This window comes from Agrobacterium sp. H141 (assembly GCF_057158725.1).
Map to the genome: position 1 here is coordinate 1,756,821 of NZ_CM169893.1, position 25,974 is coordinate 1,782,794.

Genomic DNA, 25,974 nt, shown 5'->3' on the forward strand with positions numbered 1-25,974 from the left:
TGGACCTTTTTCAAACCTATTGGCCGCATATTCTGGCGGCTTTATCCCTCGTCATGGGAAGTCTCGCGGCGATTCATGCGACGATGAACAAGCGGGAGGTGCGCTCGGCCATCGGTTGGGTCGGCGTCATCCTGCTGTCCCCCATACTTGGCGCGCTGATCTATGCAGTGGTCGGTGTCAACCGTATCAGGCGCAAGTCGATCCTGTCTCGGCGGACAAAGCGCGGTGACGCTGTCTGGGGCGACCTGTCTCATTTTCGGGTGGAGCAGGCAGACTATGAGCGTCAGTTCGGCAGTCGTCAGGGCTCGTTGAAGCGGCTAAGCGACAAGGTGACCGGTCATCCGCTGGTCTCTGGCAATACGATCGACATGCTGTCGACCGGCGACGAGGCCTATGCAGCGCTTGCGGATGCCTTCGACAAGGCAAAACGCAGTATCCTGCTGGAAACCTACATCTTCGACAGGGACCATGTCGGTCTCAAGCTGGCAGACTGTCTGATTGCTGCGCGCAAGCGCGGGGTCGAGGTGCGGGTGCTGATCGATGCGGTCGGAGCGCGCTATAGTGTGCCGAGCATCGTTTCCTATTTGCAGGACGGTGGCGTCACGGTGGAAGTGTTCAATGGTCAGGTGATCGCGGGGCTTAGGCTTCCCTATGCGAACCTGCGCACCCACCGCAAGATTGCGGTGGTTGATGGCGCGCTTGCCTTCATGGGGGGCATGAACATTCGGGCAGCATTCAGTGGTCCCGATGCAGCCCGCGACACGCATTTCAAAATCACCGGGCCGATCGTTGCAGATCTCTTCGCTGTCGCCGCCGATGACTGGCAATTCGAGACCGGCGAGGATTTGTCCGGCGACCCCTGGGCACTCCCCCGGGATCATGCGCATGTCGGTGCTCCGCTTTTTGCCCGCGCGGTCGTATCCGGGCCGGATGCCAATATCGAGCGCAATCACAAGGTGATGATGGGGGCCTTTTCGGTCGCGGAAAAATCGATCCGTATCATGTCGCCTTATTTCCTGCCCGATAGCGTGCTGCTGGCGGCACTGTCCACGGCTGCACGACGCGGTGTGACTGTCGAAATCGTGGTGCCGGGCAAGAATAATCTGGCCATTGTCGCGCGCGCGATGACCGCGCAATTCGATGTCATCCTGAAGGACGGTGCCCGTATCTTCAAGGGTGCTGGCGTGTTCGACCATTCCAAGCTGATGGTGGTGGATGGGCGCTGGTCCTTCGTCGGTTCATCCAATATCGATTCCCGGTCGTTGCGGCTGAATTTCGAAGTCGATCTGGAAGTGCATGACGACGAATTTGGGCGGCGCATGGACGAGCGGATCATCCGTGTGCGGGATGGTGCCGAGGAAGTGACGTTGCAGGGCCTGCGGTCGCGTGCCTTCCCAATGCGGTTGCTCGACCGTATCCTTTGGCTTGCATCGCCCTATATCTGATCGTGGACGTCCAACAGACGGCACGGCATCGAAGAGGTTCGGCTGAGACATGAAGAAGAATGGCAATCTTGCGCAGGCAGTCTTTCACTCGCTTCGCACCCAGCGACGACCGCCCATCGTGGTCCCTTCGGTGCGCAAGACAGAGGATTGTCTCGTGGTCGCTTCTTACAACGTGCATAAATGTGTGGGAACGGATGGTCGCTTCGATGCGGGCCGTGTCATCGATGTGATCAGCCAGATCGGCGCGGATGTGATTGCCCTGCAAGAGGCGGATATGCGCCATGGAGAGCGTGCCGGGCTGCTGGACCTGAACCGGTTGCGGCATGAGACGGGATTGGTGCCGGTTGCCGTTCCTGTTCGACCGACGCCAAAATCGCATGGCTGGTGTGGCAATGTGCTGCTGTTTCGACAAGGCATGGCGCGGGATGTTCACCAGGTATCGTTACCGGGTCTTGAACCTCGCGGCGCGCTGATGGCCGATATTGAGCTTGAGCGGGGTGCCACCATCCGCATCATCGCCGCGCATCTGGGCCTGCTGCGACGCTCGCGGCGTAAACAGGCCGGCATTCTTCTCGACATGCTGGACACGGGGAATGCCCAACCGACGCTGCTGATGGGCGATTTCAACGAGTGGCGGCTTGGTAACGGTTCTGCGCTCAAACAGTTGGAGCGGGCGCTTGGACCATTGCCACCGGCATTGCCAAGCTTTCCGGCCCGTCTGCCGGTGCTTTCCCTTGATCGCATCATCGGCAATCGGGAAGGTCTGGTGGATCATATCGCCGTCCACGATACGCCTCTGGCACGGCTGGCATCGGATCATCTGCCGCTGGTGGCGCGGATCGATATAGAGGCTGGCCAAGAGGCTTGAGGATGGTCACGCTTCAGTCTTTTCATTCCCTCAATTTCGGCTAAGACGTGGGGGGTCAGCAAGCGGAGACGGCCATGGCGGAACAGTTGATTCCCGTTGAAGAACTGAACGAGGAACAGGCGCGCGCCGAGCTTGAGCGCTTGTCGGCAGCGATTGCCCATCACGATGCGCTTTATCATGGTGAGGACAAGCCGGAAGTCTCCGACGCCGATTATGATGCGCTCAAGCGGCGCAATGATGCCATCGAAGAGCGGTTTCCGGGCCTTGTTCGCACGGACAGTCCCTCGCAGCGCGTGGGTGCGGCGCCGGCTGGTATCTTTTCTCAAGTTACCCACGCTCGCCCGATGCTGTCGCTGGATAACACGTTTTCGGACGAGGACGTGCGGGACTTCATAAACTCGGTCTACCGTTTTCTCGGGCAATTGCCTGATGGCTCGATTGCCTTTACCGCCGAGCCCAAGATCGACGGTTTGTCGATGTCCTTGCGTTACGAGAATCGCAAACTGGTCACCGGCGCCACGCGTGGCGACGGGACGACCGGCGAGAACGTCACGGCCAATATCCGCACCATTGCCGAAATTCCCGACTCGCTGCCTGACGACGCACCCGATGTGGTGGAGGTCCGCGGTGAGGTCTATATGGCCAAGTCCGACTTCATGGCGCTCAATGCGCAGATGGAGGCCGACGGCAAGCAGACCTATGTGAACCCGCGCAACACGGCTGCCGGGTCGCTGCGCCAGCTCGACGCGAAGGTGACTGCCAGCCGTAAACTCAAGTTCTTCGCCTATGCCTGGGGCGAGATATCGGAGATGCCGGCCGACACCCAGCTGGGCATGGTCAAGACCTTCGAACGCTGGGGCTTTCCGGTCAATCCACTGATGAGCCGGCTTTCGTCGGTTGAGGCTATTCTCGATCATTATCACCAGATCGGTCTTAAACGCCCCGATCTCGACTATGATATCGACGGCGTGGTCTACAAGGTCGACCGGCTGGACCTGCAGCAGCGTCTCGGATTCCGTTCGCGTTCGCCGCGCTGGGCAACCGCACACAAATTTCCCGCCGAGCAGGCCTTCACGACAATCGAGACGATCGACATTCAGGTGGGCCGCACCGGCGCCTTGACGCCGGTGGCGCGGCTGACGCCGATCACGGTTGGCGGCGTGGTGGTGACCAATGCCACGCTGCACAATGCCGACTACATTCTGGGCATCGGCAATAATGGCGAGCGTATTCGCGAAGAGGGCCACGATATCCGGATCGGCGACACGGTGATCGTGCAACGGGCAGGGGATGTGATCCCGCAGGTGCTCGACGTGGTGCTCGAGAAGCGTAAGTCCGACGCGGAGCCTTACGTGTTTCCGAGCAAATGTCCGGTCTGCGGCAGCCATGCGGTGCGCGAGAAGAATGAGAAGACCGGCAAGCTCGATTCGGTCACCCGGTGTACCGGCGGTTTCATCTGCAAGGCGCAAGCCAAGGAACATCTGAAGCATTTCGTCTCCCGCAATGCCTTCGATATCGAAGGGCTTGGTACCAAACAGATCGACTTCTTCTTCGACAGCGAAGATCCTGCGATCACGGTGCGCACGGCACCTGACATCTTCACGCTCAGAGAGCGGCAGGAAGCGACCTCGCTAACCAAGCTTGAGAATATCGAGGGGTTTGGACGAGTGAGCGTGCGCAAGCTCTTCGACGCGATCGATGCGCGGCGCTCGATTGCGCTCAATCGTTTCATCTATGCGCTTGGTATTCGCCATGTGGGCGAGACCACAGCCAAGTTGCTGGCACGCTCTTATGGGTCATATGCAGCGCTTGAAGAGGGCATGAAGCAGGCCGGGTCTTTGCATGGTGAGGCGTGGAACGAACTGAACGCGATTGACGGGATCGGCGAAGTGGTCGCCACTGCAATTGTCGAGTTCTTCAAGGAAGAGCGAAACCGGGACGTGATTCACCGTCTTCTTGAGAAGGTGACGCCTGAAGATGCAGAAGCGCCACAAGCGAGTGACAGTCCGGTTGCCGGCAAGACGGTGGTCTTTACCGGCTCGCTTGAAAAGTTCACCCGGGACGAAGCCAAGGCACGGGCAGAGAGCCTCGGCGCCAAGGTCTCCGGCTCCGTTTCGAAGAAGACGGACATTCTGGTTGCCGGGCCTGGCGCCGGTTCGAAGCTCAGCAAGGCGCAAGAACTTGGCATCCAGACCATGGATGAGGATGAATGGCTGGCGCTGATCGCTCCTTGAGGAGCGACGCGCTGGCATCATTCAATAACGGATCTGCAACAACTTGTAAGAATTGGAAACACTTTGTGACTAAGTGACTGGGAAAGCTTTGCTTTTTTGACTTGCTGCAAAAGGTGACTTCGCGGATAGTGAAATGGCTGAAGGATTACCGTCATGATCAGATTGATTGAAGACCCCGCCGAATTGCGCGGCGAGGACATCACCGGAAAATACATTCTGCGCAAGCTGAATTATCACTGGTTTGCCTATGGCAAGGCCGCAGTCGTGACCAGCGTTGATGGCACGCTGCTCAATCTCGAACGCGAAGAATTGAGCTATTCCGAGCAGTGGGGCCGCCGGGTCTATACCGGCAATGGCAAGCGTTACCCCGGTGGGGTTTGCCCAATCTCTGCTGTCGCGTGCCTATGCGATACGCCGGATGAAGTGAATTCCGTCATTCAGATGAATGTGGAAGCCGAACGCGAATTCCACAAGCTGATTGCCAAGACCGAAGCCAAGGTTCGTTCGCTCGCCTATTCGTCGCAAGGTGCGATCTATCTGGCCGCTGCCGAGTAACCGGCAGTAGGGCGGCTTGCAGGTCAGGGATCTGTATAGCCCACGACCCTGATGGTCGTTTTCCCCTTTGCGGGGTTTTCATCGAAAAACAATGCCCCTGAGGCCTGCGACTGCGCGGGCACATAGTCGAATGTGACATCGCTTGTCTGTGTCGATTCGCTGCCCGTCAGCGTGCCCTCCACGACAACGGCGGAAGCCGTGGTGTTGGACTTGTTGTCAATTGTAAAGGCCAGGCTCCAGCCGCTTGCAGCCTTTGTCGTTCCCGTGACCTCGAGCATGAAGTTCGGCTCCTCAGGCGTATAGGTCAGCGCTTCATACCCTATCCAGCCGATAAGTGCTGCGACCAGAGCAGCCGACAGGATGCCTGTGATCCATTCGATCCAGTGGCCTTTGTGGGCTTCGGAGTGAATTTTGCCCTTTGTCGTGGTCATCGACTATCCTTCACAAAATGAGTCGTGCTGCTGCGGCACCCAGCGCACCGGGCAAATTGAGGACGATGACCGTCATGGCAATCGTCAGCGGCGCAGATCCACCCAGTCGCTCGAAGGTCCACAAGGCGTAGAGACTGATCACGGTGGAGACGACGTAACCGGGCAGGCTAAACCTGATAAAGGCATGCCATTGCGGGGTATCCGGTTCCAGTTCATGGCCACCCTGAAAGGACAGCGCATAAACGAAGGCATGCATGATCGCGAGCGAGATCAGGATCATCGCCAGTGCATGCCAATAGGTCATCTTGTAAGAGACGAGTATGACTTCTTCGGTCGGTGCAACGTTGAAAGAGATGAATAGCGAACCGACCGCCATCATGAACAGTTCGATGCCATAACCGGTCTGTCGCTCGGGTTGGTCTTCTTCTTCAGTATCCTCGTCGTCATTGTCCGATGTGCCACCGAGTTGGCTGCGGCCCAGCATCGCACCGATGGACGCGGATACGGCCTGGATTGCGATCTTGCCGAGAATCTCGTCTGCGGGCATGCCGGTCTTGATCAGGCCGAACAGCGCCAGAAAGACGATGCTGGTGAAGATGCCGATTCCGTAGGCGACAGTCGCATCACGCAGGGCCTGACGCCAGGTGCGCGTCTTTTCAAAACCGAGGCGATGGGCGAGCACGACGAGCAGGGGGATGTTGAGCAAAAGCAGCAGCAAGAGTTTGCCGCGTCCAACATAAAAGCCGAGATACCACATTTCAGAGGTCAGCAGCATCGGTATGGCGAACAGGAGTGCGCCGCCGATGGCACGGGCGATGCCGATCAGGAACTCCCGGTCGTCGTCACTCAGACCTTGTGTCGGTTCGTCTTGAGCCTGCGCCACGTCCTGCCCTCTGCCTGACGGCAGTAATGCGGGCGGGCACAAAAGGTTCCGCCGGCTCTGGGATGACCAGCAACCGGCGGAATTTATCTGCAGTGATCTGTGCTTGAAGGACGCTTAGCGGGCCTTGTTGGGTGGCTTGCCCTTCTTGGCAAATGGCTTGTCACCGTCCTTCTTGAAGGTGCGGGGCTTATCGCCATCCTTCTTGCGCGCGAAAGGTTTGTCGCCAGGCTTTCCTGCGCGGGCCGGCTTTGCGTCACCTTCGTTGAAGCTGCGCTTGGCAGGCTTTGGCGCAGCATCACCCCAGACATCGTTGTCAGTGGCACGCAGGTCGTCGCCCTTGTGCCTGGCGGCTGCGGGCTTGCGATCCTCGAAGCGCTCGCCGTCCTTCTTGAATTCGCGTGGCTTGCGGTCGTCGCCGCGCTTCTTGAAGTCGCCGCGATCACCCTTCTTGTCGCTCCAGTCGTCGCGACGCTTTGGCCCCTTCGGGCTTGCAGAAAAGTCCGGTGTGCCTTCCAGTTCGGTGACCGTAATGCCGCGCTCCAGCGTCTTGTTGGGACCGAGTGCGGAGACGAAGCGGTCAAGGCTGTCTTCGGCAATCTCGACAAAGCTCTCTTCGGCCTGCAGCTTGATGGCGCCGATATCGCTCTTGGAGATCTTGCCGTGACGGCACAGCATCGGGATCAACCAACGCGGTTCGGCGCTCTGGCGACGACCAACGGAGATCGAGAACCAGCGGCTCGGACCAAACTGATCGCGCGGACGGCTTTCGCCAAAGTCGCGCGGTTCGCGTTCACCGCGTTCTCGCGGCTTGCGGTCGGCTGCTTGAACGTTGAGCTGTGCGATATCTTCAGGCGCCGAGCGATTGCCACGATAAAGACGGGCAAAGGCAACAGCCAGCTGCTCGGCACTGAACTGCTCCGTCAGGGCTGCAACGGCATTGCGCTCGTCGTCGAGGATGGCGTCTGAAAGGGACGTGTCGCCCATCATCCGTTCCTGGTCGCGGGCGATCACTTCATCGGCTGACGGAGGGTTGGCCCAGTTGGCATCAACCTTGGCACCCGCCAGCAGGCGTTCAGCCTTGCGACGCTGATTGACCGGAACGATCAGAGCGGAGATGCCCTTGTTGCCGGCGCGGCCTGTACGGCCCGAGCGGTGCAAAAGGCTTTCCGAATTGGTTGGAAGGTCGGCGTGGATCACCAGTTCGAGACCCGGCAGGTCGATGCCGCGGGCTGCAACATCCGTTGCGATGCAGACGCGGGCACGGCCATCGCGCATCGCCTGCAGCGCATGCGTGCGCTCGTTCTGGGAGAGTTCGCCCGAGAGTGCCACGACCGAGAAGCCACGGTTGGACAGGCGCGATGTCAGATGGTTCACATTGGCGCGGGTCGAGCAGAACACGATGGCATTCTTGGCTTCATAGTAGCGCAGTGCATTGATGATCGAATTTTCCTTGTCGGAAGGAACGCTGATCAATGCGCGATATTCGATGTCGATATGCTGCTTCTGTTCGGCAGCCGTCTTGATGCGAACAGCATCGCGCTGGAAATTGCGGGCCAGATCAGCAATCGCCTTCGGCACCGTGGCCGAAAACATCAGCGTGCGACGTGCATCCGGGGACGCCTCGAGAATGAATTCGAGATCTTCGCGGAAGCCCAGGTCGAGCATTTCGTCAGCTTCGTCGAGAACGACGGCGCGGATATTGGAGAGATCCAGCGCGCGGCGCGTGATGTGGTCGCGCAGACGGCCGGGCGTGCCGACGATGATGTGGGTACCGCGTTCCAGCGCACGGCGCTCGGAGCGGGGATCCATGCCACCGACGCAGGAGGCAATCTCGGCCCCTGTTTCACCATAAAGCCAGTCGAGCTCGCGCTTGACCTGCAATGCCAGTTCGCGTGTCGGCGCGATGGCGAGCGCAAGCGGCGCTTCAGCGCGACCGAAACGACCGTTTTCGCCGAGCAGGGTCGGCGCAAGCGCGAGGCCGAAGGCCACGGTCTTGCCGGATCCGGTCTGGGCCGAGACGAGTGCATCGCGGGTAATGAGCTCGGGATCGAGCATGGCCTCCTGCACGGGAGTAAGGGCGTCATAACCACGCTTGGCCAAAGCCGCGGCAATCGGCGGCGCGAGGCCGTCTCTTTCGATCATATGATGTGTCTTTCGAAAACTCTGTTCTATGCCGAATCTCTGGGAGATGCGGACGCGCGAAACAATGCTACGATTTCGCGCCGGATTTGCGGCGTTCCTAGCTGTGAACGCCGCAAATGTACAGGGCTTGCGGCAAAAAAGACGTTTGCGTTGCGCCCAAGGTTAATCCCGGATGCGTGCCATGGCGAGCGCATCGACATAGGCGCCGTCTCGGAAGGCGAATTTTCGGTGACGTCCTTCTTCCTCAAAGCCGAAACGTTTGTAGAGGGCAATCGCTGCCTGATTGTCCGGGTAGACGGTCAGTTGCACGCGTTTCAAATCCAGCCAGTTATCGGCGACGGACAAGACTTCCCCCAACAGTGCGCGTCCGATGCCGAGCCCGACATAATCGTCGTGGACGCCCATACCGAGTTCGGCGACGTGACGGCGGCGGCCGGTCATGGGAATGAGGGCGATGTCGGCAACCACGGTGTCTTCTAGCAGTGCCACGAGTGTGACAGCGCCCGCGGGCGTGTGTTCGATGAGTTTCAGCATGTCGGCAGTCTTCTCATGGGGAAGGCGAAGCGTGCCGTGGCGGTAGCCTGGCAGTCTGTGAATGGCTGTAATGCCTGCTGCATCGTCCGGCGTGGTGGCGCGAATGACAAGATTGGCTGGTTGCGGTCGTGCTGAAGGTGGTTGTTCGGGTGGCATGAAACTCTCCTGAAGAATGCCGGAGAGCAGGGCACTTCACCGACCCTGCTCCATCGTTGGCAGGGTGGTGACTGGATCGCTTGCTTCTTTAGGTCAGCATGAGCGCCCGGCCGTCCCTGCGGACGTCGGTGAGCGTGGTCACATGAAGAAGCGTTACACTGGCGATCATGCTGCCAATGTTCTAGGGAAGGGCATCAAAGTCAAGCCGCTTCGAATCGAAACGCTTGGCCGCAGATCACGCAGGAACAGCCGATGAAAGCCATTGCCATCGATTTCGAAACCGCCAACGAACAGCGCGGAAGTGCCTGCTCGGTTGGGCTCGCATGGATCGAGGATGGTGCCGTGACCCGGGTGGAAGAGCGACTTATCCGTCCAAAGGACATGCGATTTTCATCCTACAATATTGCCATTCACGGGATCAGGCCCGAGCATGTTGAAGATGCAGGCGAGTTTCCGGAGGTCATGGACGAATTTGCCGATGATTTTGCGGGCGCGACGCTTATTGCCCATAATGCCTCATTCGACTTCTCGGTCTGGCGCAACGCGCTGGATGCTTATCGCCAGCCCTATCCGACGCTGTCTTACATGTGCAGCGTGAAGATGGCGCGCCGTTTGATGCCGGAACTGCCGTCGCACAAGCTCAATATCATTGCCGATTATCTTGGCCTGCGTTTCGTCCACCACAATGCGGCTGAAGATGCAGCGATGTGTGCCGAGGCGGTGCTTGCAATGGCGCGGCAGGTGAAGGCTGCACGCATCGATGATGTGGCGCGGGCGATCAACATGCGCGTCGGCCGGCTCTATCCGGGTGGATATGAAGCATGTTCCTGCAAGGCAAGCTGATACTCTGCACTTGTAACCAAGGGCAGGCTTCTTACTTCTTTTTCGAAACAGTTATCGGAGGAACGCCATGCGTTTGGGGAAAATTGCGGCATGTGCTGCAGGCTTTGCAGCTCTTTGGGCGACATCCGCCCATTCAGAGGTCGTCGGTAAGGTCGGGGTCGACTGGGTCGGCAACGATATCATCATCGAGGCTCTGGCTGACCCGAAGATCAAGGGCGTGACCTGCCATGTGACCTATTTCGACCGGTCGATCATCGATCGCCTGAGCAAGGGCAACTGGTTCGAGGATCCCTCCAACAGTTCGATCGCCTGCCGACAGACAGGGCCAATCACCATTGGCGATATCGAACTGGATGAACAGGGCGAAGAGGTTTTCCGGGAGGGGCGGTCGCTCATCTGGAAGAAGCTTCTCGTCAACCGCATTTATGACAAGCCGAACAACACGCTGATCTATCTTGTTCATTCCAAGCAGGTCACGGACGGATCTGCCAAGATGGCCATCTCGACTGTTCCGCTGTTCGGTCAGCCGGTCACCTGGGAAAAAGGCGAGCCCAAATAGGTTTGGAATTTCGTCTCTGTGGTCTCGGTCCTATAAACGAGCAGAGCGCCCTGGAAAGGTCCAAGGCGCTCGCTTGAGTGGCTGACTGTGTCGGTCAGCGGCCGCTTTAGCGGACATAAACAATCTTGCCGCCGTTGGCAGCAGTGTCCACGTCAATCACGTTCATCAGCTCGATGCTCTGCTCCTTGAGAGCGGAAGCGATCGCAGGGTCAGCCGTGACTTCAGCCTGTGCCTCGGCTACCTGATCCTTGTCAGTGGCCTGAAGCTGCAGACGGTCGAACTGACCGCGTGTGCTGTCGTTGTCGAGGGTCTCGATGCGGACGATGTTCACGCCTTCGGTCATCGTTGTTGCTGCGGTCTGGGCTGCGGCGATACCGCCAAGCGAAGACGCTGCAAGCATACCGGCGAGGGCGATTTTAATTGTCTTGTTCATGATCAATCTCCTTTTGTCATGGTGTCGTTTCGACGTGTTATCGAAGACACTGGGATAATGATCACGGCTTCCATAAGTTCCTGGATTATCAACTTTATATGCGAAAATTATTTTATTCACATATGTGTGAGAGATCTTGAAAAGCCACAATTGGAGAACACCGGAAATAGCAAAGCCGGCCCTCCGCAAATGCAGAAGGCCGGTTTCCCGGGAAGGGGCTTAGTATGTTGTCAGGCGGCCTGAGCGAGCTCGTCTGCGATGACGGTGTCGAGGTTCAGGAAGCAGACCATGGTCTTCTCCAGGGCCACGATGCCGCGGCAGAAGGCGCGCTGGGTTTCCGGGATGATTTCCGGTGCCGGCTGCAGGTCTTCACCCTTGATCGTCATCATGTCGGATACCTGTTCGACCAGAAGGCCGACCAGCTTGCCGGCAATGTCCGTGACGATGATGGCAGCACGTTCCGATGGTTCGGTCATTTTCATGCCGAGACGGCAGGCCATGTCGATGACAGGGATCACGGCGCCGCGCAGGTTGATGAGACCCAGGACATAAGGCGGGGTATGCGGCATCGGCGTCACCGGTGCCCAACCGCGGATTTCACGAATGGCCATGATGTCGATGCAGAATTCCTGGTCGCCCAGGTGGAACGATACGATTTCGAGATAAGCGCCCGACTGCTTTATTGCGTTTGACATGATCAGAACTCTTCCCAGTTGTCTGCTGCGGCTGTCGGAGCTGTCTGGACAGCCGCCGAACCGCGATTGAATGCACCTGCGACCTTGTTGACCAATTGGTGCGCAGGCGATGGTTTGGGCTCGGAAGCAGCATGGGCTGCTTGCGGGCCTCTGCTCGGTGCAGCGGAAGCTCCACCTGTGCGAAACCGGCCGACCAGGCGGGTTAGATTTTCCGCATCGTTTGCCAGTGTGTGGCTTGCAGCATTGGTCTCTTCCACCATGGCCGCGTTCTGCTGTGTTACCTGATCCATCTGGCTAACGGCCGTATTGATCTCTGCTAGTCCTGTCGATTGTTCACGAGATGCAGTTACGATCGACTTAACATGATCGTTGATTTGCAAAACATTGTCGCCAATGGTGCGCAAAGCCTCTCCGGCGGCAGCGACAAGGTCGACGCCGGTCTTGACTTCTTCATTGGATTTTCCAACCAGCGTCTTGATGTCGCGAGCGGCATCGCCCGCACGTCCGGCAAGGGCGCGGACTTCCTGGGCGACGACTGCGAAGCCCTTTCCGGCTTCGCCAGCACGCGCGGCTTCCACGCCTGCGTTGAGGGCCAGAAGATTGGTCTGAAAGGCGATTTCGTCGATCACGTTGATGATCTTGCCGATTTCGCCTGTCGCATTTTCGATCCGCTCCATGGCGGAGACGGCGTCCGATACAACTGTGCCCGACTTTTCCGCATAGGCCTTTGCGTTATCGACCATGTGGCTTGCTTCTTCAGCGCGTTCTGCGGAGCCACGTACGGTGTTGGTGATCTGGTCTAGCGATGCAGAGGTCTGCTCCAACGATGCTGCCTGCTGTTCGGTACGTTTTGCCAGGTCATCGGCTGCGCTGCGCATCTGGTGGCTATTGGCGCCGATCGAGCTTGTGCTGCCATTGATCTGGTGAATGACGTCGCGCAATTGCGTTGTCAGCTGGTTGAAGTCGTTGCGCAGGCGTTCGAGATCCGGCTGGAAGGGCTCGTTAATCTCAGCGGTCAGGTCGCCATCGGCGAGGCGGCGCAGACCCAGCGCCAGAGCATCGACCGCGACCTTGATGGCGCGCGCATCGGCTTCCGTGGCTGCTGCACGGTTGGTGCGTTCCTGCTCGTTTTCCACACGCGCCCGTTCGGCTGTGCTTTCGAGCTGATTTTTTTCGATTGCCGCAACGCGGAAAAGCTCGGCAGAGCGGGCCATGTCGCCGATCTCGTCATTCCGACCGGTCTGTGGCACTGCGCTTTCATAGTCGCCGTTGATGATCTTCTGCATGGAATTGCGCACGGCACTGATGCCATTAATAATCGAATTTCCGTGCACAAGCTGAAGGAGGATCACTGTCGCGAAAGCAACAAGCCCGAGTGCCATCTGGATATAGATGGACATGCGCGACAGGCTCGTGGCTTCTGAGGTTCGTTGGTCCATGAAAATGCCGCCGGCCTTGGCGACATCATCGAGGGCCTTGGCAACACGGTCGCCGGCGCCATCAATGGCATCGTCGATGCGCACATATTCTTCGTCAGGGGCATTGTTGCTGATCAGGTCTTTGAGTTCGACGCCGATGGCCTGACGCAGTTCCACGAGATCTGCATCATAGGTTTGCACCATGCCAGGATTGCTGGTTTCTGCCGCAAGCGCCTTCAGATCGGCAGCGCCGCTGGCCAACATGTCGCCGGTATTATTTATGATGTCGATTCGCTCAGCGGAAATAGCGCCCTCGGATCGATCGATGATGGAATCCATGGCAGCCAGGACGAGACTGGAATTCGCCAGGCGCATTTCATTGACGTGCTCAATCTGATCGCCGACCTGTATTGCCCGCAGGAGGGCGGCGTCAGCCTGCTTTCCGAGATACCAGCCTGCGCCAACCACCGACGCGAAGCCACATGCCGCGGCTATGCCCAGGGTCATCAAACGTTGTTTTACGGAGAGATTTCGTCCCGCGATGAAATTCAGCATTCGTCCTCCAGTGGCTCGGCAAGGCATTCGGGCTGCAGATGTTGGTTCTCATGCAGAGCCGAAAGACAGGCTTTCGGAGGACGTCATATCCACAATAGCTAATTTAACTATCTTCGCGGGCTTATATTTCATGTCATTGGTTAATCTATCGCTAAAATTCAAAATGGTGATGCTATGGAATTGCTTGGCCGGGCCGCGTTTTGCCCAGCGAGTGGGGGGATGGCGCGATGATGAACCGCGAGAGCCCCTGGTGAGGACGCATCGGATAGTCATCAGGAGCGCTTCCATTTTTGTCTTCCTGCAGTAAAATGATCGCATGAGTGACATAACGTTGCGGATTTCACCGATCGTCTTCTGGCTGGCACTGGCGGGACTGCTGTCGGCCCTTGCCGCCGTCGTCTTTGCTGGCTGGTTGAAATATGGCGCTGCCATTGTACTCACCTATGCCGAGAACGGTTTATCCCTCTGTTTTTAGGGGAAGCGGTCGGCGCAACCGGGACATATCCGCGCATTTGCCGCATTTCCGTTTGTGTTGATTTGCGCGTCAGTATGCCAGCTGCCATAAGCCATCCGGTATGACAGTCATCGCGCGACTGCTCTCTGTGGGCAGGCTGGGTAAAAGAAAATGAGTTCCATGAAGAAAATACGTATCGCTCTTTGGGTTGCCGTTGTCGCTATGGCCGGGGTTTTCGGTTGGCTGACATTTTCGATCACGCAATCCAAACAGCAGATGACGGAAGCGCCATACGGTGTGCCATTCCAGCTGGTGGATCAGAACGGGCAGGAAATTACCGAGCAGGCATTTCGTGGCAAACCGACCGCCCTGTTTTTCGGTTTTACCCATTGCCCGGAAGTCTGCCCGACGACGCTTTTCGAACTGGATGGCTGGCTGAAGAAGGTCGACCCGGAAGGCAAGGGGCTGCAGGCTTATTTCGTGACCGTCGATCCTGAACGCGACTCACCTGAATTGCTGGGCAAATATATTTCCAATGTCACCGACCGCGTGACAGGCATCAGCGGCTCGCCTGACAAGATTGCAGAGGTCATCAAGGGCTTTCGCGTGTATGCCAAGAAGGTGCCTCTGGATGAGAATGATCCGACCGGCGATTATACGATGGATCACACGGCATCGGTCTTCCTTCTGGATGGCGGCGGGCGTTTTACCGGCACGATCTCCTATGGCGAAAATCCGGATGTCGCTGTCAAAAAGCTTGAAAATCTGATGAAGAAGGGCTGAGGCGCAAAGCCTCCGGCTCTTGCTCTCAAAGGCGACCCGTAGTAGCGGAACGGTGTTCTTGCAGCGCTGTGCCGTACATATTGTGTGCTGATCCTGGCTGCAGCACCTCTGTCTGTTGCGTGATTTGTGCCCTGGACCACTTCGGGTTCAGTGAATCAGGTGTCAGGTACCATTCAACCGTTCAAGCGAGATACAGACCGTGAGTGAAATCCGCCTTTATGTGACGACCACCGAAATTCAGGCCGGCCAGGTGCTGGACCTGATGAGCGTTGCATTCGAAGACGACGGATATGCAATCGCCACGACCGAGGTCGACGAGACCAAGGACATCTGGGAGGCCTCCGTCTACATGATGGGGGACGAGGAAGCCGACATCCATGAACGCTTTGCCGCTGTTCTGGCCGAGGCTTTCCCATCGTTGGAGATCGAAAGAGAGGTCTTGCCGCTCATCGACTGGATCGCAAAGTCGCTGGAGGGATTGAAGCCCGTTCGTGCGGGGCGGTTCCTTGTCCATGGCGCGCATGACCGCGACAAGATCCGGGCGAACGATCTTTCCATCGAAATTGAAGCGGGACAGGCTTTCGGCACCGGACATCACGGGACCACTTCCGGCTGCCTGGAAATGATCGATTCGGTCATCCGCTCACAATCGGTCACCAATGCACTGGATCTTGGGACAGGCAGTGGTGTGCTTGCGATTGCTGTGCGCAAGTTGAAGGCCATTCCAGTTCTTGCCACGGACATCGATCCCATTGCCGTTCATGTGGCGCGCGAAAATGCGCGCAACAACGGCCTGGTCAGCGGTATACACTTCGAGACAGCGCCCGGCTTTCACTCCACGGCCTTTTCGCGACATGGACCATTCGACCTGATCGTCGCGAATATTCTGGCGAGGCCTTTGATGAAAATGGCGCCGATGCTCGTACGGCACCTGACGGTCGATGGTTCCGTCATCCTGTCAGGCATTCTGGCAGCGCAGCGCTGGAAAGTCCTGGCTGCTTATAACGCAGCCGGAATGAAACACGTGAAGACGATCTGGCGCAATGGTTGGGTGACGATCCACCTGAAGTGATCAGCTTACACCGTTATTGTGTGCGTCGCAGCATTGCGTGGGTTGAATATCAGGAATTCCTCACTGATTTCCCTGAAAAAGCAAAAGGCGGCATCATTGATGCCGCCTTGCTTTTACCCGCGAGCCTTGGGAGGAGAACGCTCAAGCAGGTCAACGTATTCTATAGAGAACCGGCGGAGGGAGGAGATACGCCGGGTCGTCCAATCTTAGAATACGTAGCTGTTGGCGCCCTTGCGGCGCAGTTCTGCACGGCTGGTACCCATGGATTCCAGCGTTTTGTCGTCGAGGTTCAGGAGTGCACCGTTGACGTAACGGCTAACCTGACGCTCGCGAGCTTCGACCATGCGAGTGTAGGCATTGCGAAAGAATGAGTTGGCCATTTTAAAATCCTTTTCGTTCCGGGAGCCTCTGTGGCCCCGTTCGATGATTGGAATATACGCACTGCAACATGGTTTAGGCAGGGGGTTTGTCTCACAGCTGTTATGCGTTTGTTGCAATGGTCGTGGCGATTTCGCATCGAACTCTGCATTTCTGCACAGCATCTAGGCATTGTCTGCCGCAATTTTTATCGCATTGCATCATTTCTCCCTGCGGCCGTGGCGAAGCGAATTGCGGAGAGGCTCATGCTGGGGCTGGCGCTGCCTTATGCGCTTGCTATAACGAATCGCGAAATTGCAGAAAGGCCCCTCCATGTTCCAGTCCTTCGATGTCACCTCCAATCCACAATTCGGCAAGGCACGCGTGGAGGCGTTGCGCGCGCGCTTCGACGGGCTTGGCGTGGACGGCTTTCTGGTGCCACGCGCAGACGAATATCAGGGGGAATATGTACCGGCCTCTGCGGAACGGCTTGCCTGGTTGACGGGCTTTACCGGTTCGGCGGGTATTGTGCTGGTCACGCGAACGCAAGCTGTGGTGTTCGTCGATGGCCGCTACACAACGCAACTCGTCGAGCAGGTCGACGGCGAGGTCTTTACCGGCGGTGATCTGGTTGGTGAGCCGCCGCACAAATGGATCCCCGCGAACCTGCCTTCGGGCTTTCGCCTTGGTATCGATCCCTGGCTTCATACCGGAGCCGAAGTGCGACGGTTGCAAAAGGCGCTGGCGGAAAAGGACGGCAGTCTGGTGCTGCTGGAGGCCAATCCGCTTGATGCCATCTGGGACAATCGCCCGGCAGAGCCGCGCGGCGCGGTCACCATACAAGGTGACAGCTATGCTGGCGTGTTGGCGAAAGACAAGATCGCGACGATTGCGGCCGAGCTGCAGAAAAAGCATCTGGGTGCCGTTCTGATCACGGACCCATCGTCCGTGGCCTGGATCTTCAACATTCGTGGTGCCGATGTGCCCCATACACCGCATCCACTGGCACGGGCGCTGGTCCATGCCGATGGATCGGCCGAGATTTTTCTTAGCAAACACAAGACCGGTATCGAGGCCGAAGCCTATCTCGGGCAGTTGGCGACGCAGTCCGAGCCAGAAGAGATTGCCCCCCGGCTTGAGGCGCTGAGCAAATCTGGCGCACATATTCTGGTCGATCCGGAGCTGACACCCTACGCATTGTCAGATGTGATTACGCAATCGGGTGGACAGGTAGTTGAGGGTGAGGATCCGGCCAAGCTGCCGCGAGCCATCAAGAACACGGTCGAGCTCAACGGCTCCGCTGCTGCGCATCTTCAGGACGGTGTCGCCATGGTTGAGTTTCTCTGCTGGCTGGACCAGCAGCATCCGGGCACAGTCTCGGAAATCGATGCCACCAAGGCATTGGAAGCCGCGCGGGCCAAGGTGGGAGAGCGGATGCAGAACCCGCTCAAGGATATCTCCTTCGACACAATATCGGGTGCGGGCGAGCATGGTGCCGTCATTCATTACCGGGTAACGACCGTTTCTGATCGCAAGCTCAATTCCGGCGAGTTGTTCCTGCTCGATTCCGGGGCGCAATATATCAATGGCACCACGGATATCACCCGTACCGTTGCCATGGGTGCTGTGCCGGAGGAGCAGAAGCGCTTCTTTACACTGGTGCTCAAGGGCATGATCGCGATCAGTATGGCGCGCTTCCCCAAGGGGACTCGCGGCTGCGATCTCGACCCGCTGGCGCGCATGGCCTTGTGGAAGGCCGGTGCCGATTATGCCCATGGAACGGGTCACGGCGTTGGCTCATTCCTCTCCGTTCACGAGGGGCCGCAGCGCATTTCTCGGGTGTCGCAGCAGGAATTGCTGCCGGGCATGATCTTATCGAACGAGCCCGGTTACTACCGTCCCGGTGCCTTTGGTATCCGTATCGAGAACCTCATTTATGTGCGCGAGGCCGAGAGCATCGAGGGCGGCGATATCCCGATGCACAGTTTCGAGACGCTGACCTATGTGCCGATCGACAAATATCTGGTTTTGACCGAGCTTTTGACGCGCGAAGAGCTGCAATGGCTCGATGCCTATCATGCCAAGACGCGCGATGAACTAATGCCGCTTGTCGAGGATGCAAAGGTCAAGGCATGGCTTGAGAAGGCAACGGAGCCATTCAACCGCTGAAATGGCGCATCGCCATGACCACGCACCAGCCGATGATCAGCATGGGGATGGCTGAAAAGCGAAGCCCTGCGATCAGTCCGGCAGCCATTGCCACCTTCACATCCAACCCGCCTGCATAAAAGGCGGGTGCCACAAGGGTGGTGAGCACGGCTGCCGGGACGGCGTTGAGCGCGGCATCAAGGCGTGGCGGGATGGTCTTCATCCGGCCGATGATCAGATGGCCGCCGATGCGGGTGAGATAGGTGGCCACAGCCGATGCCAGAATGACGACGAGCATGTAGGGGCTGGCAAATTCGCTCATCGTGCCGCCTCCGCAGTGGCGACCCCATCCCGGTTTTTCGGCGGAAGCGCTGCTGCCAGCAGAATACCGACGGCCGCGCCGATGCTCACATGCCATGGCGAGCCGACATAAATATAGGCCGCGATTGACGCGATCGCGCTGGCGACGACAACGATGGCGAAGTTGTCGCGCTTGCGAAAGCCGAGTGTCAGGCCACCGAAATAGATGGGCAGCAGCACATCGATGCCGATGGTTTTCGGATCGCCGATCAGCGTGCCGAAATAGGCGCCGACGGCTGAGAGTATGACCCAGGGTACGTATAACGCGACGCCAAAGCCGAGATACCAGCCGAAGGTGACCGCCTTTCCGCTTTCCTTGCGCGCCAGAGACAGTGCGAACTGCGGATCGGTGAGAAGGAAGAAGGCGAGCGCCTTTTGCGCTGGAGAGTAGGCGGCAAAGAGCGGGCCGATGGCGGCGGAGTAAAGAATGTGGCGGAAATTCACAGCGAACACCGACAGCACGATCAACCATGCCGGCACGTTGTGTCCGAACAGTTCCAGACCAACCAACTGACTTGCTCCGGCAAAGATGGTGGCGCTCATCAGGCCGGCCTCTGCCACCGTCAACCCGTTGCTGGCGGCGATGGCGCCGAACAGGATGGCGAAGGGCACCGTCGATACCAATACCGGAGGGGTTGCCGACATCCCCTCAATGAAGTCCCTACGCATCTCTACTCCTCATGTCCTGTGTGTCGGGCATAGAACCGCCGGTGTGAATGCACAAATGAATTCCCTTTATGGGGCGTTGGAATTTGCTGAACCGGTCTTTCCGTCATAATCTTTGTGTCTCGCACCGTTTTCTTGAAGAAAAGGAACGACGTTGATGGCAACACTCGATTTTTCCCCCGAAGAGCTGGCCGAGACCGTTGCGCGGCTGCAATCTCATTTTCGCGAGGAATTCCAGCTGGAGCTGGGGCGGTTCGAAATGGAGGAACTGGTCGCTGTTTTTGCCCGCGAGCTCAGCTCGCATTTCTACAATCGCGGGCTCTACGATGCGCAGGCTGCGGTGATGCAGAAGGTGGACGATATCAACGAGGCGATCTATCAGCTTGAAATGCTTGGCACCGACACGAATTGATCTTTTCTGCACATCTTGGGGAAGGTGCTCAGGTCGCAGTCAGCCAGTCGTTATGACGCGGTTATCGAGCAGTCTCGTTGCGCCGATACGGACGTAAAGCAGGACAAGAATGGCATCGGCCCCGGTTTCGATCTGCCCAAGGGTATGGGGGTCGCGAACGGCGATAACGTCGGGGTGGGCGAGCGGTTCCGTGCGGATGAAGGTCGCAAGCGCTGCTTCCAGCTCTGCCGCGTTGCGCATACCACCCTTAAACAGTCTTTGTGCTTCGCTGAGCGCATTCGGTACGATGACGGCCGCAGTCCGCTCGATTTGCGAGAGGTAGACATTGCGTGAGGAGCAGGCGAGGCCATCGGCTTCGCGAACGGTGGCCACCGGAACGACACGAACCGGCTGCGCCAGATCTTCGACCATGCGCTTTATAATGGCGACCTGCTGGTAGTCTTTTTCACCGAAATAGGCGGAATCCGGCTGGACGATGTTGAAGAGCTTGGCAACGACGGTCGCGACGCCTGCGAAGTGACCGGGGCGGGCTTCACCCTCCAGCTGATTTCCCAGCTTCGGAAGGTCAACCACCGTTTCCATCGGGCGCGGATACATGTCTTCCACGCTCGGCGAAAACAGAAAGTCGACACCGGCTTTTCGCAGCATTTCACTGTCGCGTGCGAGGTCGCGTGGATATTTGCCGAGGTCCTCTTTCGCCCCGAACTGCAGCGGATTGACGAAGATGGATGTGACCGTCACATCGTTTTCGGCGCGCGCACGGGCAACAAGTTCCATATGGCCCTGATGCAGATAGCCCATGGTCGGAACGAAGCCGATGGACTTTGCGGCACGTCTTGGTCCGGCCAAGCGTCCGCGCAGTGCCGCTATGCTGGTGAGGGTTTCCATCCGCTTTTCCGCTTGGGTCAACCGAGGATGTCAGTGCTGTCGACGATAGCGATGCCCTTGGCACGCATCTCCTCTTTTGCCTGTTCGACGCCTGCGGGATCGATGCCGCGGCTGGCATCGGAGATGAAGCGAACGGTGGTGCCCGGCAACATCTCGACGGCGTCGAGAGCGGAGAACTTCACGCAATAGTCCGTGGCCAGACCGCAGATATCGACGGCCGTGACATCCTTCGATTTCAGGTAATCGGCAAGGCCGGTCAGGGCTGTCTGGTCGTTGTCGCGAAAGGCCGAATAGCTGTCGACCGCCGGGTCTTCACCCTTTTGCTGGATATAATCGATCTTGCCGGTCTCAAGATCCGGATGGAACTCGGCATCCTTGCTGCCTTGCACGCAGTGATCGGGCCACATCATTTGCGGTTGGCCTGCCAGTTCGCCCATTTCGAACGGATGCTTGCCGGCATGTTGCGACGCAAAGCTGCCATGGTTGGCTGGATGCCAGTCCTGCGAGGCGACGATCAGATCATACCCCCCGCCATCCATCAGCCGGTTGGCGATGGGCACGATCTTATCGCCTTCGGGCACTGCCAGATTGCCACCGGGGCAAAAACCATTCTGAATGTCGACGAGAAGCAGGGCCTTGGTCATGAAAAATCCTTTGTCTATCTGGGCGGAGAATGCCAAGTGCCGTCTTCGGGATCAATCGGGAAATTGCCTGAAATAGCCGGAGAGACTGGAAGGGTTAGGCAATCGATGCCGCGTTTTCGCCCAAAAGGTAAAGACAGCTGTGCATGGTTTGCGTCAGGACACGGATGTATGTTGCCGCTCACTGATCGCTTCTATAGAGGGCAATGAGGTAATTGCTTTTCGGTTTCACGAGGTTGAGTTGAGCGGCACGTCAAAGAAGATGAGCGTGGAAGCCTGGATTCTGGCAGGGCTCGAGGCGCTTGAGGCCCACGGTTTTCGGGTTGTCAAAGCCGATACCCTGTCGAAGATGCTGAACGTCACGCGCGGCAGTTTCTACTGGCATTTCCCCGAGGTCGGTTCCTTTCACCGTGCCGTGATCGGTCGCTGGACGGACGAAACGATGGCGCTGCTCAGCAAGGAGTTCGCTGCCGACGACATCAGCGTCAGAGACCTGCTGAAACAGGCTTTCGGCTCCGGTGCCATGCGCGAGCGGCAGATGCGGCTTTGGGCGATCGAAGAGCCGATGGCACGCGCTGCCCTTGCCGAAATCGACGGACGCCGTCTGGCGCTGATGGAGGAACTGGCCGTTGGCCGTGGTCTGGAGCGCGACACCGCAAGCCGCCGCATCAAGCTCATCTATTGGGGTTATGTCGGTGCATCCGTGCTGGAAGAGCCGGCTCGCGACGATCTCTCCATCTATATCGAGGAACTGGCACTGATGCTGGAGCCGGCAGGTATCAATCTGTCTGCTGCCATGGGTGTGGAGAAGGTTGCGGCATTCGAAGCCGTCGCCGAGCCAATGGCCGCAGCTGGAAGCGACAACGATGCTGTCTTGGAGCCGACACCAAAAGCCGCCAAGCCGAAACGTGAGAAGCCCAAGACCGACAAACCTAAGGCTGCGAAGGCAAAGCCAGTACCGGACATGCCGGTTCAGCAGGCGCTATTTGACTTCTAAGGCGAGGGCCATTGAAGAAACTGCGACAGCCGGGCTTCATGCCCGACTGCCAAGGGCCGCCTATCACTCAGGCTCTTATTTCCTGACGCTGGAACGCGACGTAAGCGATGGTATAGATGACGATCATCGCCGCAATCAGTCCCGAGAACTGCGGCCAGATCAGCAATGCGCTCTGATCCAGAGGCAGTGGCGTTCCCATCAAGGCACCTTGCAGCTGGCTCATGAAGACAAGGCCCAGAGAGCGGGTTTCCGGATTCAGCAGTGCCTGGATCGTCTCCTGATAGAGCGTCGCCGGTGATAGCCTGGCAAGATCATGCGCCCACTCGGCCTGCGAAATGAGGGTGAGCGGGTTATAGGGATCGACCGGGGAAATGGCCGATGCTGCAAGCGGCGCGATCATGCCCCAGAATAATGTCAGCACCAGCCACAGGGTCAGTGCTGCCAGCGCCGAGGTCGCCGGTGAGCGGAACAGCGTCGAAAACAGCATCGACACGGCGAGCCATACGCCCGCATAAAACAGCGAGGCGAGCAGGAAGGCGAGACCGCGTGCCACTTCCTCACCCGATGGCGGCAGTCCCAACGTGATCAGAGCCATGCCGGTGACCAGCAGCCACAAGGTGACGAGGCAGATGCCGATGATGGTCAGCCCGCCGAGGAACTTGCCAGCCAGAAGCGCGTCGCGGTAGATCGGTTGGGACAGGATGCGGCTCATGGTGCGGCGGTTATATTCGCCATTGATCGCGTCGAAGCCGAGCGCGATACCGATCAGCGGCAACAGGAAGCCGAGAAAGGTGACGAAAGAGGGCAGTGGCTGCTGGGCCGTGGTAAAGACACGCAGGAACAGGAACTGGTCCTGTCCCACGGTGTCCTTGATCTGGCCGATGGCGCCATAGATCGAGCCAGCCGCCGTCAGCAGCACCAGCAGCATGACCAGATGCATGCGGGCGCTTGCCATATGGTCTGCCGCCTCCTTGAGGGCGACGGCGGCCAGTCCCGAAAAGGGGGAACCTTCACGCTGCTTCATGATGCATCTCCTTGAAATAGCGGACATAGACCTCGTCGAGGCTGGTCCGGTCCATGGAAAGCCGCTTCAACGAACCGCCGGCATCGACTATCGCCTTCGAGACGGCGGCGCGAACATCCCGATCGGCTTCGATGCGGATCGTGTCGCCACCGGAGCGGCTGACATGGGTGACGCCATCTAGTTTTTCGGTGAGCGCCTTGGCATCGCAGCCCTGCGCTTCCACTTCGACCACATGCGAGCCACCGAGCACCTGGGTGGCAAGATCATCGACCCGGCCGACAAGGGCGGCCTTGCCGGCATTGAACAGGGCGACGCGGGTGCAGATGCTCTGTACCATGGCCAGCATGTGCGAGGACAAGACGATGGTCATGCCGTCGGCGGCCAGTTTCAGGATCATGTCCAGCAGTTCCTGCGTGGACTGCGGATCGAGGCCCGAGGTCGGCTCGTCGAGGATGGCCAGTTCGCATTGCTTGACCAGGAGATCGGCGATGCCGAGTCTTTGGCGCATGCCGCGCGAAAAGTCCGATACCCGTTTGTTGCGCACATGGTCGAGGCGGACGCGCTTGAGGGACTCATCGACGCGCGCGCCGATCTCGGCGCCGGCAATGCCGGCCAGCCTTGCCGTGTAAGCGAGGTTTTCGAAAGCTGTCATGCCGTCGTAAAACCCCACGGCATCGGGCAGATAGCCCACGCGGCGTTTCACTTCCAGCGGTTCTCGCAGCGGATTTCGACCCAGAACCTTCACCTCGCCGCCGCTCGGCTCTGTCAAACCGAGAAGCAGGAGAATGGTGGTGGTCTTGCCGGCCCCGTTTGGTCCCAGCAGGCCGAAAATTTCGCCCTGCCGGATTGTCAGGTCAAGTCCGTCGACGGCGACGTGCTGACCGTAGCGTTTGGTGAGGCCTTTCGCCTCGATGACGGGGGCACTCATCTGCGGCCATACCTGGTGACTGCAAAGGCCAGAACCATGACGGCAGCGCCGATTGTGCCAAGGCCCGCCAGACCCCATACCGTGGAGGTGGTGACGGTGACGCGGAACTGCTGGCTGTCGGACAGGCCATCTCCATGAGCGCGTACGCTGACCATATAGTCACCGGCAATGGCCTTGTCGGACGGTGTCATGGTGACGGAAACGTCGGCCTTGTCGCCGGGGGCGATTTCCGGCACTTTTTCCGGACTTGCCGTGACTTTCCAGCCCGAAGGTGCGTTGGCACTCACTTCAACATTTTCGGCCGGAGCCGTGCCGGAATTGGCGACCACGAATTTGAAGCTCTGCTCCTTGCCGGCTTCAGCGCGGCCCGAGAGGCGTTCATCGGCGGTTGAAAGTTGCAAGTCTGCCTGACCGGTCACATCGAGAACAAGCTGTGTCTCGCCCTGGGCCTTGGCATCGGATGCGCCGACCTTGACCGGATACTGGCCAGCTGCGACCTGCGCCGGCGGCTTCACGGAAACCTTCACCGTTTTTGTCTCGCCGGCTTTCAGCGGCAGACTGGTCAGCTCGTTGCTGCCATATTGTTCCTTGAAGGTTGCGGTAAAGCCGGGCGGTGCCTGACTGAGAAGATTGACGACATTATCCTCGGTGCTATCGTTCTGGATGGCTACATCGTAGTCGAAGGAGGATTTTGGCGTGCCGCGCAGTGCCGGCAAGGTGGGTTTCAGCGTCAGCTTGTCAGGCTCGGCGGCAGCCAGCGTGATCTTGACCGGCAGCGTGAGCGTCCTGCCATCATCGGTGTGGCCGGCAACGGTGAAGGCGTAATTGCCGGGCTTGGCCGTGTCGGGCGGTGTGAGCTTCAGTTGGAGGGCGCGGGTCTCGTTGGGGCCCGCCATGGCCGCTTCAACCGCCTTGCCATCGCCAAGCAGCGTCCACGTCCAGCCAGACGGCAGACCGCTGACGGAAAAATCGACGCGGGCCGGCGGCATCTCGGCATTTTGCAGGCTGAGCGGCAAGGTTGCGTCCTGGCCGATCTTTTCGGTCAGTGCAGGATAGGTGGTGGTCAGCCACAGGCCGGTCGGCTGTGCGGTGTCCTGCTGGGCCAGAGCTGGCATTGCGGCAAGCACAAGCCCACCGGCAAGCGCCAGGGCTGCAGGCAGGTGACGAGGAGAAGTCATCCCATTACTCCCAATGTTTCGAAATGAAAAATGTCTCGATGCCGGGCGGTTTTGCAGGAGTGCTCAACGCCGGCGAATACGAGACTTTGCCTGAAAAATGACGAAACCGGGGCAAAGAAAATTACAGTTATGTAATGTTGCCAAGGGGTTATGGTGGGCGCGTCATATTCTCGACGCGCCCGGCGCTCTGCAGTTCGCTTGGAAAAACGGCCGTGATGTCGATGAAGCCGGCACTGCTGCAAGGTTTCTTTAACCCTGATGGGGCACCTTTGACGAATCTGCGAAGCAGGGGCAGGGGCGATTGCCCGGGCCTAT

27 protein-coding genes are annotated in these 25,974 nt (G+C 58.6%); 12 read left to right on the top strand and 15 right to left on the bottom strand.

All coding sequences use genetic code 11. The features are described 5' to 3' along the window. Nucleotides 1-53 precede the first annotated feature (53 nt). From ACWPM9_RS07995 to ACWPM9_RS08010, 4 genes are all read left to right on the top strand, one after another. On the top strand, nucleotides 54-1,445 hold the full coding sequence (locus tag ACWPM9_RS07995; protein WP_484757622.1) for a phospholipase D-like domain-containing protein: 1,392 nt from the start codon (nucleotides 54-56) through the stop codon (nucleotides 1,443-1,445). A gap of 49 nt (nucleotides 1,446-1,494) precedes the next feature. Continuing rightward, complete coding sequence (locus ACWPM9_RS08000; RefSeq protein ID WP_484757326.1) at nucleotides 1,495-2,313, top strand: endonuclease/exonuclease/phosphatase family protein; 819 nt, start codon at nucleotides 1,495-1,497, stop codon at nucleotides 2,311-2,313. Between the two features lie 74 nt (nucleotides 2,314-2,387). Further along, nucleotides 2,388-4,547: an NAD-dependent DNA ligase LigA gene (gene ligA / locus ACWPM9_RS08005; protein WP_484757327.1), complete on the top strand. Its 2,160-nt coding sequence runs from the start codon at nucleotides 2,388-2,390 to the stop codon at nucleotides 4,545-4,547. 153 nt (nucleotides 4,548-4,700) lie between these two features. Continuing rightward, nucleotides 4,701-5,102, top strand: coding sequence for a hypothetical protein (locus tag ACWPM9_RS08010; protein WP_428187158.1), 402 nt, complete (start codon nucleotides 4,701-4,703; stop codon nucleotides 5,100-5,102). Between the two features lie 23 nt (nucleotides 5,103-5,125). Here ACWPM9_RS08010 and ACWPM9_RS08015 read toward each other — a convergent pair whose 3' ends face one another. From ACWPM9_RS08015 to ACWPM9_RS08030, 4 genes are all read right to left on the bottom strand, one after another. Next, complete coding sequence (locus tag ACWPM9_RS08015) at nucleotides 5,126-5,533, bottom strand: TIGR02588 family protein (protein ID WP_428187157.1); 408 nt, start codon at nucleotides 5,531-5,533, stop codon at nucleotides 5,126-5,128. A 10-nt stretch (nucleotides 5,534-5,543) separates the two neighbouring features. Then, complete coding sequence (locus tag ACWPM9_RS08020; RefSeq protein ID WP_484757328.1) at nucleotides 5,544-6,416, bottom strand: TIGR02587 family membrane protein; 873 nt, start codon at nucleotides 6,414-6,416, stop codon at nucleotides 5,544-5,546. Between the two features lie 114 nt (nucleotides 6,417-6,530). Further along, on the bottom strand, nucleotides 6,531-8,558 hold the full coding sequence (locus ACWPM9_RS08025) for a DEAD/DEAH box helicase (RefSeq protein ID WP_428187155.1): 2,028 nt from the start codon (nucleotides 8,556-8,558) through the stop codon (nucleotides 6,531-6,533). Between the two features lie 162 nt (nucleotides 8,559-8,720). Then, nucleotides 8,721-9,248, bottom strand: coding sequence for a GNAT family N-acetyltransferase (locus tag ACWPM9_RS08030; protein WP_484757329.1), 528 nt, complete (start codon nucleotides 9,246-9,248; stop codon nucleotides 8,721-8,723). Between the two features lie 252 nt (nucleotides 9,249-9,500). Between ACWPM9_RS08030 and ACWPM9_RS08035 the strand changes: the two genes are divergently transcribed. Beyond that, nucleotides 9,501-10,091, top strand: coding sequence for a 3'-5' exonuclease (locus ACWPM9_RS08035; protein ID WP_484757330.1), 591 nt, complete (start codon nucleotides 9,501-9,503; stop codon nucleotides 10,089-10,091). Nucleotides 10,092-10,158: 67 nt separating this feature from the next. Further along, nucleotides 10,159-10,650 carry a CreA family protein gene (locus tag ACWPM9_RS08040; RefSeq protein ID WP_428187152.1) on the top strand — a complete coding sequence of 164 codons (492 nt, stop codon included), beginning with the start codon at nucleotides 10,159-10,161 and terminating at the stop codon, nucleotides 10,648-10,650. A gap of 106 nt (nucleotides 10,651-10,756) precedes the next feature. Here ACWPM9_RS08040 and ACWPM9_RS08045 read toward each other — a convergent pair whose 3' ends face one another. The 3 genes from ACWPM9_RS08045 to ACWPM9_RS08055 form a co-directional block, all read right to left on the bottom strand. Further along, the gene (locus ACWPM9_RS08045) at nucleotides 10,757-11,083 is read right to left on the bottom strand and encodes a hypothetical protein (RefSeq protein WP_428187151.1); all 327 of its coding nucleotides are present in this window, start codon (nucleotides 11,081-11,083) and stop codon (nucleotides 10,757-10,759) included. A gap of 230 nt (nucleotides 11,084-11,313) precedes the next feature. Beyond that, nucleotides 11,314-11,778, bottom strand: coding sequence for a chemotaxis protein CheW (locus ACWPM9_RS08050; RefSeq protein WP_428187150.1), 465 nt, complete (start codon nucleotides 11,776-11,778; stop codon nucleotides 11,314-11,316). A gap of 2 nt (nucleotides 11,779-11,780) precedes the next feature. After that, nucleotides 11,781-13,751 carry a methyl-accepting chemotaxis protein gene (locus ACWPM9_RS08055; RefSeq protein WP_428187149.1) on the bottom strand — a complete coding sequence of 657 codons (1,971 nt, stop codon included), beginning with the start codon at nucleotides 13,749-13,751 and terminating at the stop codon, nucleotides 11,781-11,783. 316 nt (nucleotides 13,752-14,067) lie between these two features. Between ACWPM9_RS08055 and ACWPM9_RS08060 the strand changes: the two genes are divergently transcribed. The 3 genes from ACWPM9_RS08060 (at nucleotide 14,068) to ACWPM9_RS08070 (ending at nucleotide 16,060) form a co-directional block, all read left to right on the top strand. Further along, nucleotides 14,068-14,226: a hypothetical protein gene (locus tag ACWPM9_RS08060; RefSeq protein ID WP_428187148.1), complete on the top strand. Its 159-nt coding sequence runs from the start codon at nucleotides 14,068-14,070 to the stop codon at nucleotides 14,224-14,226. Nucleotides 14,227-14,385: 159 nt separating this feature from the next. Beyond that, nucleotides 14,386-14,988, top strand: a complete 603-nt coding sequence (locus tag ACWPM9_RS08065; protein ID WP_428187147.1) for an SCO family protein — start codon at nucleotides 14,386-14,388, stop codon at nucleotides 14,986-14,988. A gap of 199 nt (nucleotides 14,989-15,187) precedes the next feature. Then, the gene (locus ACWPM9_RS08070; protein ID WP_484757331.1) at nucleotides 15,188-16,060 is read left to right on the top strand and encodes a 50S ribosomal protein L11 methyltransferase; all 873 of its coding nucleotides are present in this window, start codon (nucleotides 15,188-15,190) and stop codon (nucleotides 16,058-16,060) included. Nucleotides 16,061-16,266: 206 nt separating this feature from the next. Here ACWPM9_RS08070 and ACWPM9_RS08075 read toward each other — a convergent pair whose 3' ends face one another. Then, nucleotides 16,267-16,440, bottom strand: coding sequence for a hypothetical protein (locus ACWPM9_RS08075; protein WP_428187145.1), 174 nt, complete (start codon nucleotides 16,438-16,440; stop codon nucleotides 16,267-16,269). 310 nt (nucleotides 16,441-16,750) lie between these two features. On the opposite strand from ACWPM9_RS08075, the gene ACWPM9_RS08080 reads away from it, so the two are divergent. Continuing rightward, the gene (locus ACWPM9_RS08080; protein WP_484757332.1) at nucleotides 16,751-18,586 is read left to right on the top strand and encodes an aminopeptidase P family protein; all 1,836 of its coding nucleotides are present in this window, start codon (nucleotides 16,751-16,753) and stop codon (nucleotides 18,584-18,586) included. Here the strand turns inward: ACWPM9_RS08080 and ACWPM9_RS08085 are convergent. Beyond that, nucleotides 18,576-18,887 (bottom strand): AzlD family protein, encoded by a 312-nt coding sequence (locus ACWPM9_RS08085; RefSeq protein ID WP_484757333.1) that lies wholly within the window; start codon nucleotides 18,885-18,887, stop codon nucleotides 18,576-18,578. The two genes, ACWPM9_RS08080 and ACWPM9_RS08085, sit on opposite strands and share 11 nt — an antisense overlap. Continuing rightward, the gene (locus ACWPM9_RS08090) at nucleotides 18,884-19,594 is read right to left on the bottom strand and encodes an AzlC family ABC transporter permease (RefSeq protein ID WP_484757334.1); all 711 of its coding nucleotides are present in this window, start codon (nucleotides 19,592-19,594) and stop codon (nucleotides 18,884-18,886) included. Before ACWPM9_RS08090 ends, ACWPM9_RS08085 begins: the two co-directional genes overlap by 4 nt. A 154-nt stretch (nucleotides 19,595-19,748) precedes the next feature. On the opposite strand from ACWPM9_RS08090, the gene ACWPM9_RS08095 reads away from it, so the two are divergent. Then, complete coding sequence (locus tag ACWPM9_RS08095; protein WP_484757335.1) at nucleotides 19,749-20,003, top strand: DUF2164 domain-containing protein; 255 nt, start codon at nucleotides 19,749-19,751, stop codon at nucleotides 20,001-20,003. Nucleotides 20,004-20,042: 39 nt separating this feature from the next. On the opposite strand, the gene panC is transcribed toward ACWPM9_RS08095, so the two are convergent. Beyond that, the gene (gene panC, locus ACWPM9_RS08100) at nucleotides 20,043-20,891 is read right to left on the bottom strand and encodes a pantoate--beta-alanine ligase (protein ID WP_484757336.1); all 849 of its coding nucleotides are present in this window, start codon (nucleotides 20,889-20,891) and stop codon (nucleotides 20,043-20,045) included. A 17-nt stretch (nucleotides 20,892-20,908) separates the two neighbouring features. Continuing rightward, entirely contained in the window at nucleotides 20,909-21,535 is a 627-nt protein-coding gene (pncA, locus tag ACWPM9_RS08105; RefSeq protein WP_484757337.1) for a bifunctional nicotinamidase/pyrazinamidase, read from the bottom strand. A 238-nt stretch (nucleotides 21,536-21,773) separates the two neighbouring features. Here pncA and ACWPM9_RS08110 point away from each other — a divergent pair, with 238 nt between their 5' ends. Beyond that, on the top strand, nucleotides 21,774-22,529 hold the full coding sequence (locus ACWPM9_RS08110; protein WP_484757338.1) for a TetR/AcrR family transcriptional regulator: 756 nt from the start codon (nucleotides 21,774-21,776) through the stop codon (nucleotides 22,527-22,529). 67 nt (nucleotides 22,530-22,596) lie between these two features. On the opposite strand, the gene ACWPM9_RS08115 is transcribed toward ACWPM9_RS08110, so the two are convergent. The 3 genes from ACWPM9_RS08115 to ACWPM9_RS08125 are packed head-to-tail and all read right to left on the bottom strand — an operon-like array spanning nucleotide 22,597 to nucleotide 25,659. Beyond that, nucleotides 22,597-23,553, bottom strand: a complete 957-nt coding sequence (locus ACWPM9_RS08115) for an ABC transporter permease subunit (RefSeq protein ID WP_428187137.1) — start codon at nucleotides 23,551-23,553, stop codon at nucleotides 22,597-22,599. Beyond that, complete coding sequence (locus ACWPM9_RS08120; protein WP_484757339.1) at nucleotides 23,540-24,481, bottom strand: ABC transporter ATP-binding protein; 942 nt, start codon at nucleotides 24,479-24,481, stop codon at nucleotides 23,540-23,542. Before ACWPM9_RS08120 ends, ACWPM9_RS08115 begins: the two co-directional genes overlap by 14 nt. Then, nucleotides 24,478-25,659 (bottom strand): NEW3 domain-containing protein, encoded by a 1,182-nt coding sequence (locus ACWPM9_RS08125; protein WP_484757340.1) that lies wholly within the window; start codon nucleotides 25,657-25,659, stop codon nucleotides 24,478-24,480. Before ACWPM9_RS08125 ends, ACWPM9_RS08120 begins: the two co-directional genes overlap by 4 nt. Nucleotides 25,660-25,974 lie beyond the last annotated feature (315 nt).

What these genes read in the sequence shown, in the direction of transcription:
- ACWPM9_RS08075 (WP_428187145.1), bottom strand. Translation starts at nt 16,440, where the DNA reads ATGGCCAACTCATTCTTTCGCAATGCCTACACTCGCATGGTCGAAGCT.
- ACWPM9_RS08045 (WP_428187151.1), bottom strand. Translation starts at nt 11,083, where the DNA reads ATGAACAAGACAATTAAAATCGCCCTCGCCGGTATGCTTGCAGCGTCT.
- ACWPM9_RS07995 (WP_484757622.1), top strand. Translation starts at nt 54, where the DNA reads ATGGGAAGTCTCGCGGCGATTCATGCGACGATGAACAAGCGGGAGGTG.
- ACWPM9_RS08085 (WP_484757333.1), bottom strand. Translation starts at nt 18,887, where the DNA reads ATGAGCGAATTTGCCAGCCCCTACATGCTCGTCGTCATTCTGGCATCG.
- ACWPM9_RS08000 (WP_484757326.1), top strand. Translation starts at nt 1,495, where the DNA reads ATGAAGAAGAATGGCAATCTTGCGCAGGCAGTCTTTCACTCGCTTCGC.
- ACWPM9_RS08025 (WP_428187155.1), bottom strand. Translation starts at nt 8,558, where the DNA reads ATGATCGAAAGAGACGGCCTCGCGCCGCCGATTGCCGCGGCTTTGGCC.
- ACWPM9_RS08030 (WP_484757329.1), bottom strand. Translation starts at nt 9,248, where the DNA reads ATGCCACCCGAACAACCACCTTCAGCACGACCGCAACCAGCCAATCTT.
- ACWPM9_RS08040 (WP_428187152.1), top strand. Translation starts at nt 10,159, where the DNA reads ATGCGTTTGGGGAAAATTGCGGCATGTGCTGCAGGCTTTGCAGCTCTT.
- ACWPM9_RS08115 (WP_428187137.1), bottom strand. Translation starts at nt 23,553, where the DNA reads ATGAAGCAGCGTGAAGGTTCCCCCTTTTCGGGACTGGCCGCCGTCGCC.
- ACWPM9_RS08080 (WP_484757332.1), top strand. Translation starts at nt 16,751, where the DNA reads ATGTTCCAGTCCTTCGATGTCACCTCCAATCCACAATTCGGCAAGGCA.
- ligA (WP_484757327.1), top strand. Translation starts at nt 2,388, where the DNA reads ATGGCGGAACAGTTGATTCCCGTTGAAGAACTGAACGAGGAACAGGCG.
- ACWPM9_RS08035 (WP_484757330.1), top strand. Translation starts at nt 9,501, where the DNA reads ATGAAAGCCATTGCCATCGATTTCGAAACCGCCAACGAACAGCGCGGA.
- ACWPM9_RS08125 (WP_484757340.1), bottom strand. Translation starts at nt 25,659, where the DNA reads ATGACTTCTCCTCGTCACCTGCCTGCAGCCCTGGCGCTTGCCGGTGGG.
- ACWPM9_RS08055 (WP_428187149.1), bottom strand. Translation starts at nt 13,751, where the DNA reads ATGCTGAATTTCATCGCGGGACGAAATCTCTCCGTAAAACAACGTTTG.
- ACWPM9_RS08050 (WP_428187150.1), bottom strand. Translation starts at nt 11,778, where the DNA reads ATGTCAAACGCAATAAAGCAGTCGGGCGCTTATCTCGAAATCGTATCG.
- ACWPM9_RS08065 (WP_428187147.1), top strand. Translation starts at nt 14,386, where the DNA reads ATGAAGAAAATACGTATCGCTCTTTGGGTTGCCGTTGTCGCTATGGCC.
- pncA (WP_484757337.1), bottom strand. Translation starts at nt 21,535, where the DNA reads ATGACCAAGGCCCTGCTTCTCGTCGACATTCAGAATGGTTTTTGCCCC.
- ACWPM9_RS08120 (WP_484757339.1), bottom strand. Translation starts at nt 24,481, where the DNA reads ATGAGTGCCCCCGTCATCGAGGCGAAAGGCCTCACCAAACGCTACGGT.
- ACWPM9_RS08010 (WP_428187158.1), top strand. Translation starts at nt 4,701, where the DNA reads ATGATCAGATTGATTGAAGACCCCGCCGAATTGCGCGGCGAGGACATC.
- ACWPM9_RS08090 (WP_484757334.1), bottom strand. Translation starts at nt 19,594, where the DNA reads ATGCGTAGGGACTTCATTGAGGGGATGTCGGCAACCCCTCCGGTATTG.
- ACWPM9_RS08060 (WP_428187148.1), top strand. Translation starts at nt 14,068, where the DNA reads ATGAGTGACATAACGTTGCGGATTTCACCGATCGTCTTCTGGCTGGCA.
- ACWPM9_RS08015 (WP_428187157.1), bottom strand. Translation starts at nt 5,533, where the DNA reads ATGACCACGACAAAGGGCAAAATTCACTCCGAAGCCCACAAAGGCCAC.
- ACWPM9_RS08095 (WP_484757335.1), top strand. Translation starts at nt 19,749, where the DNA reads ATGGCAACACTCGATTTTTCCCCCGAAGAGCTGGCCGAGACCGTTGCG.
- panC (WP_484757336.1), bottom strand. Translation starts at nt 20,891, where the DNA reads ATGGAAACCCTCACCAGCATAGCGGCACTGCGCGGACGCTTGGCCGGA.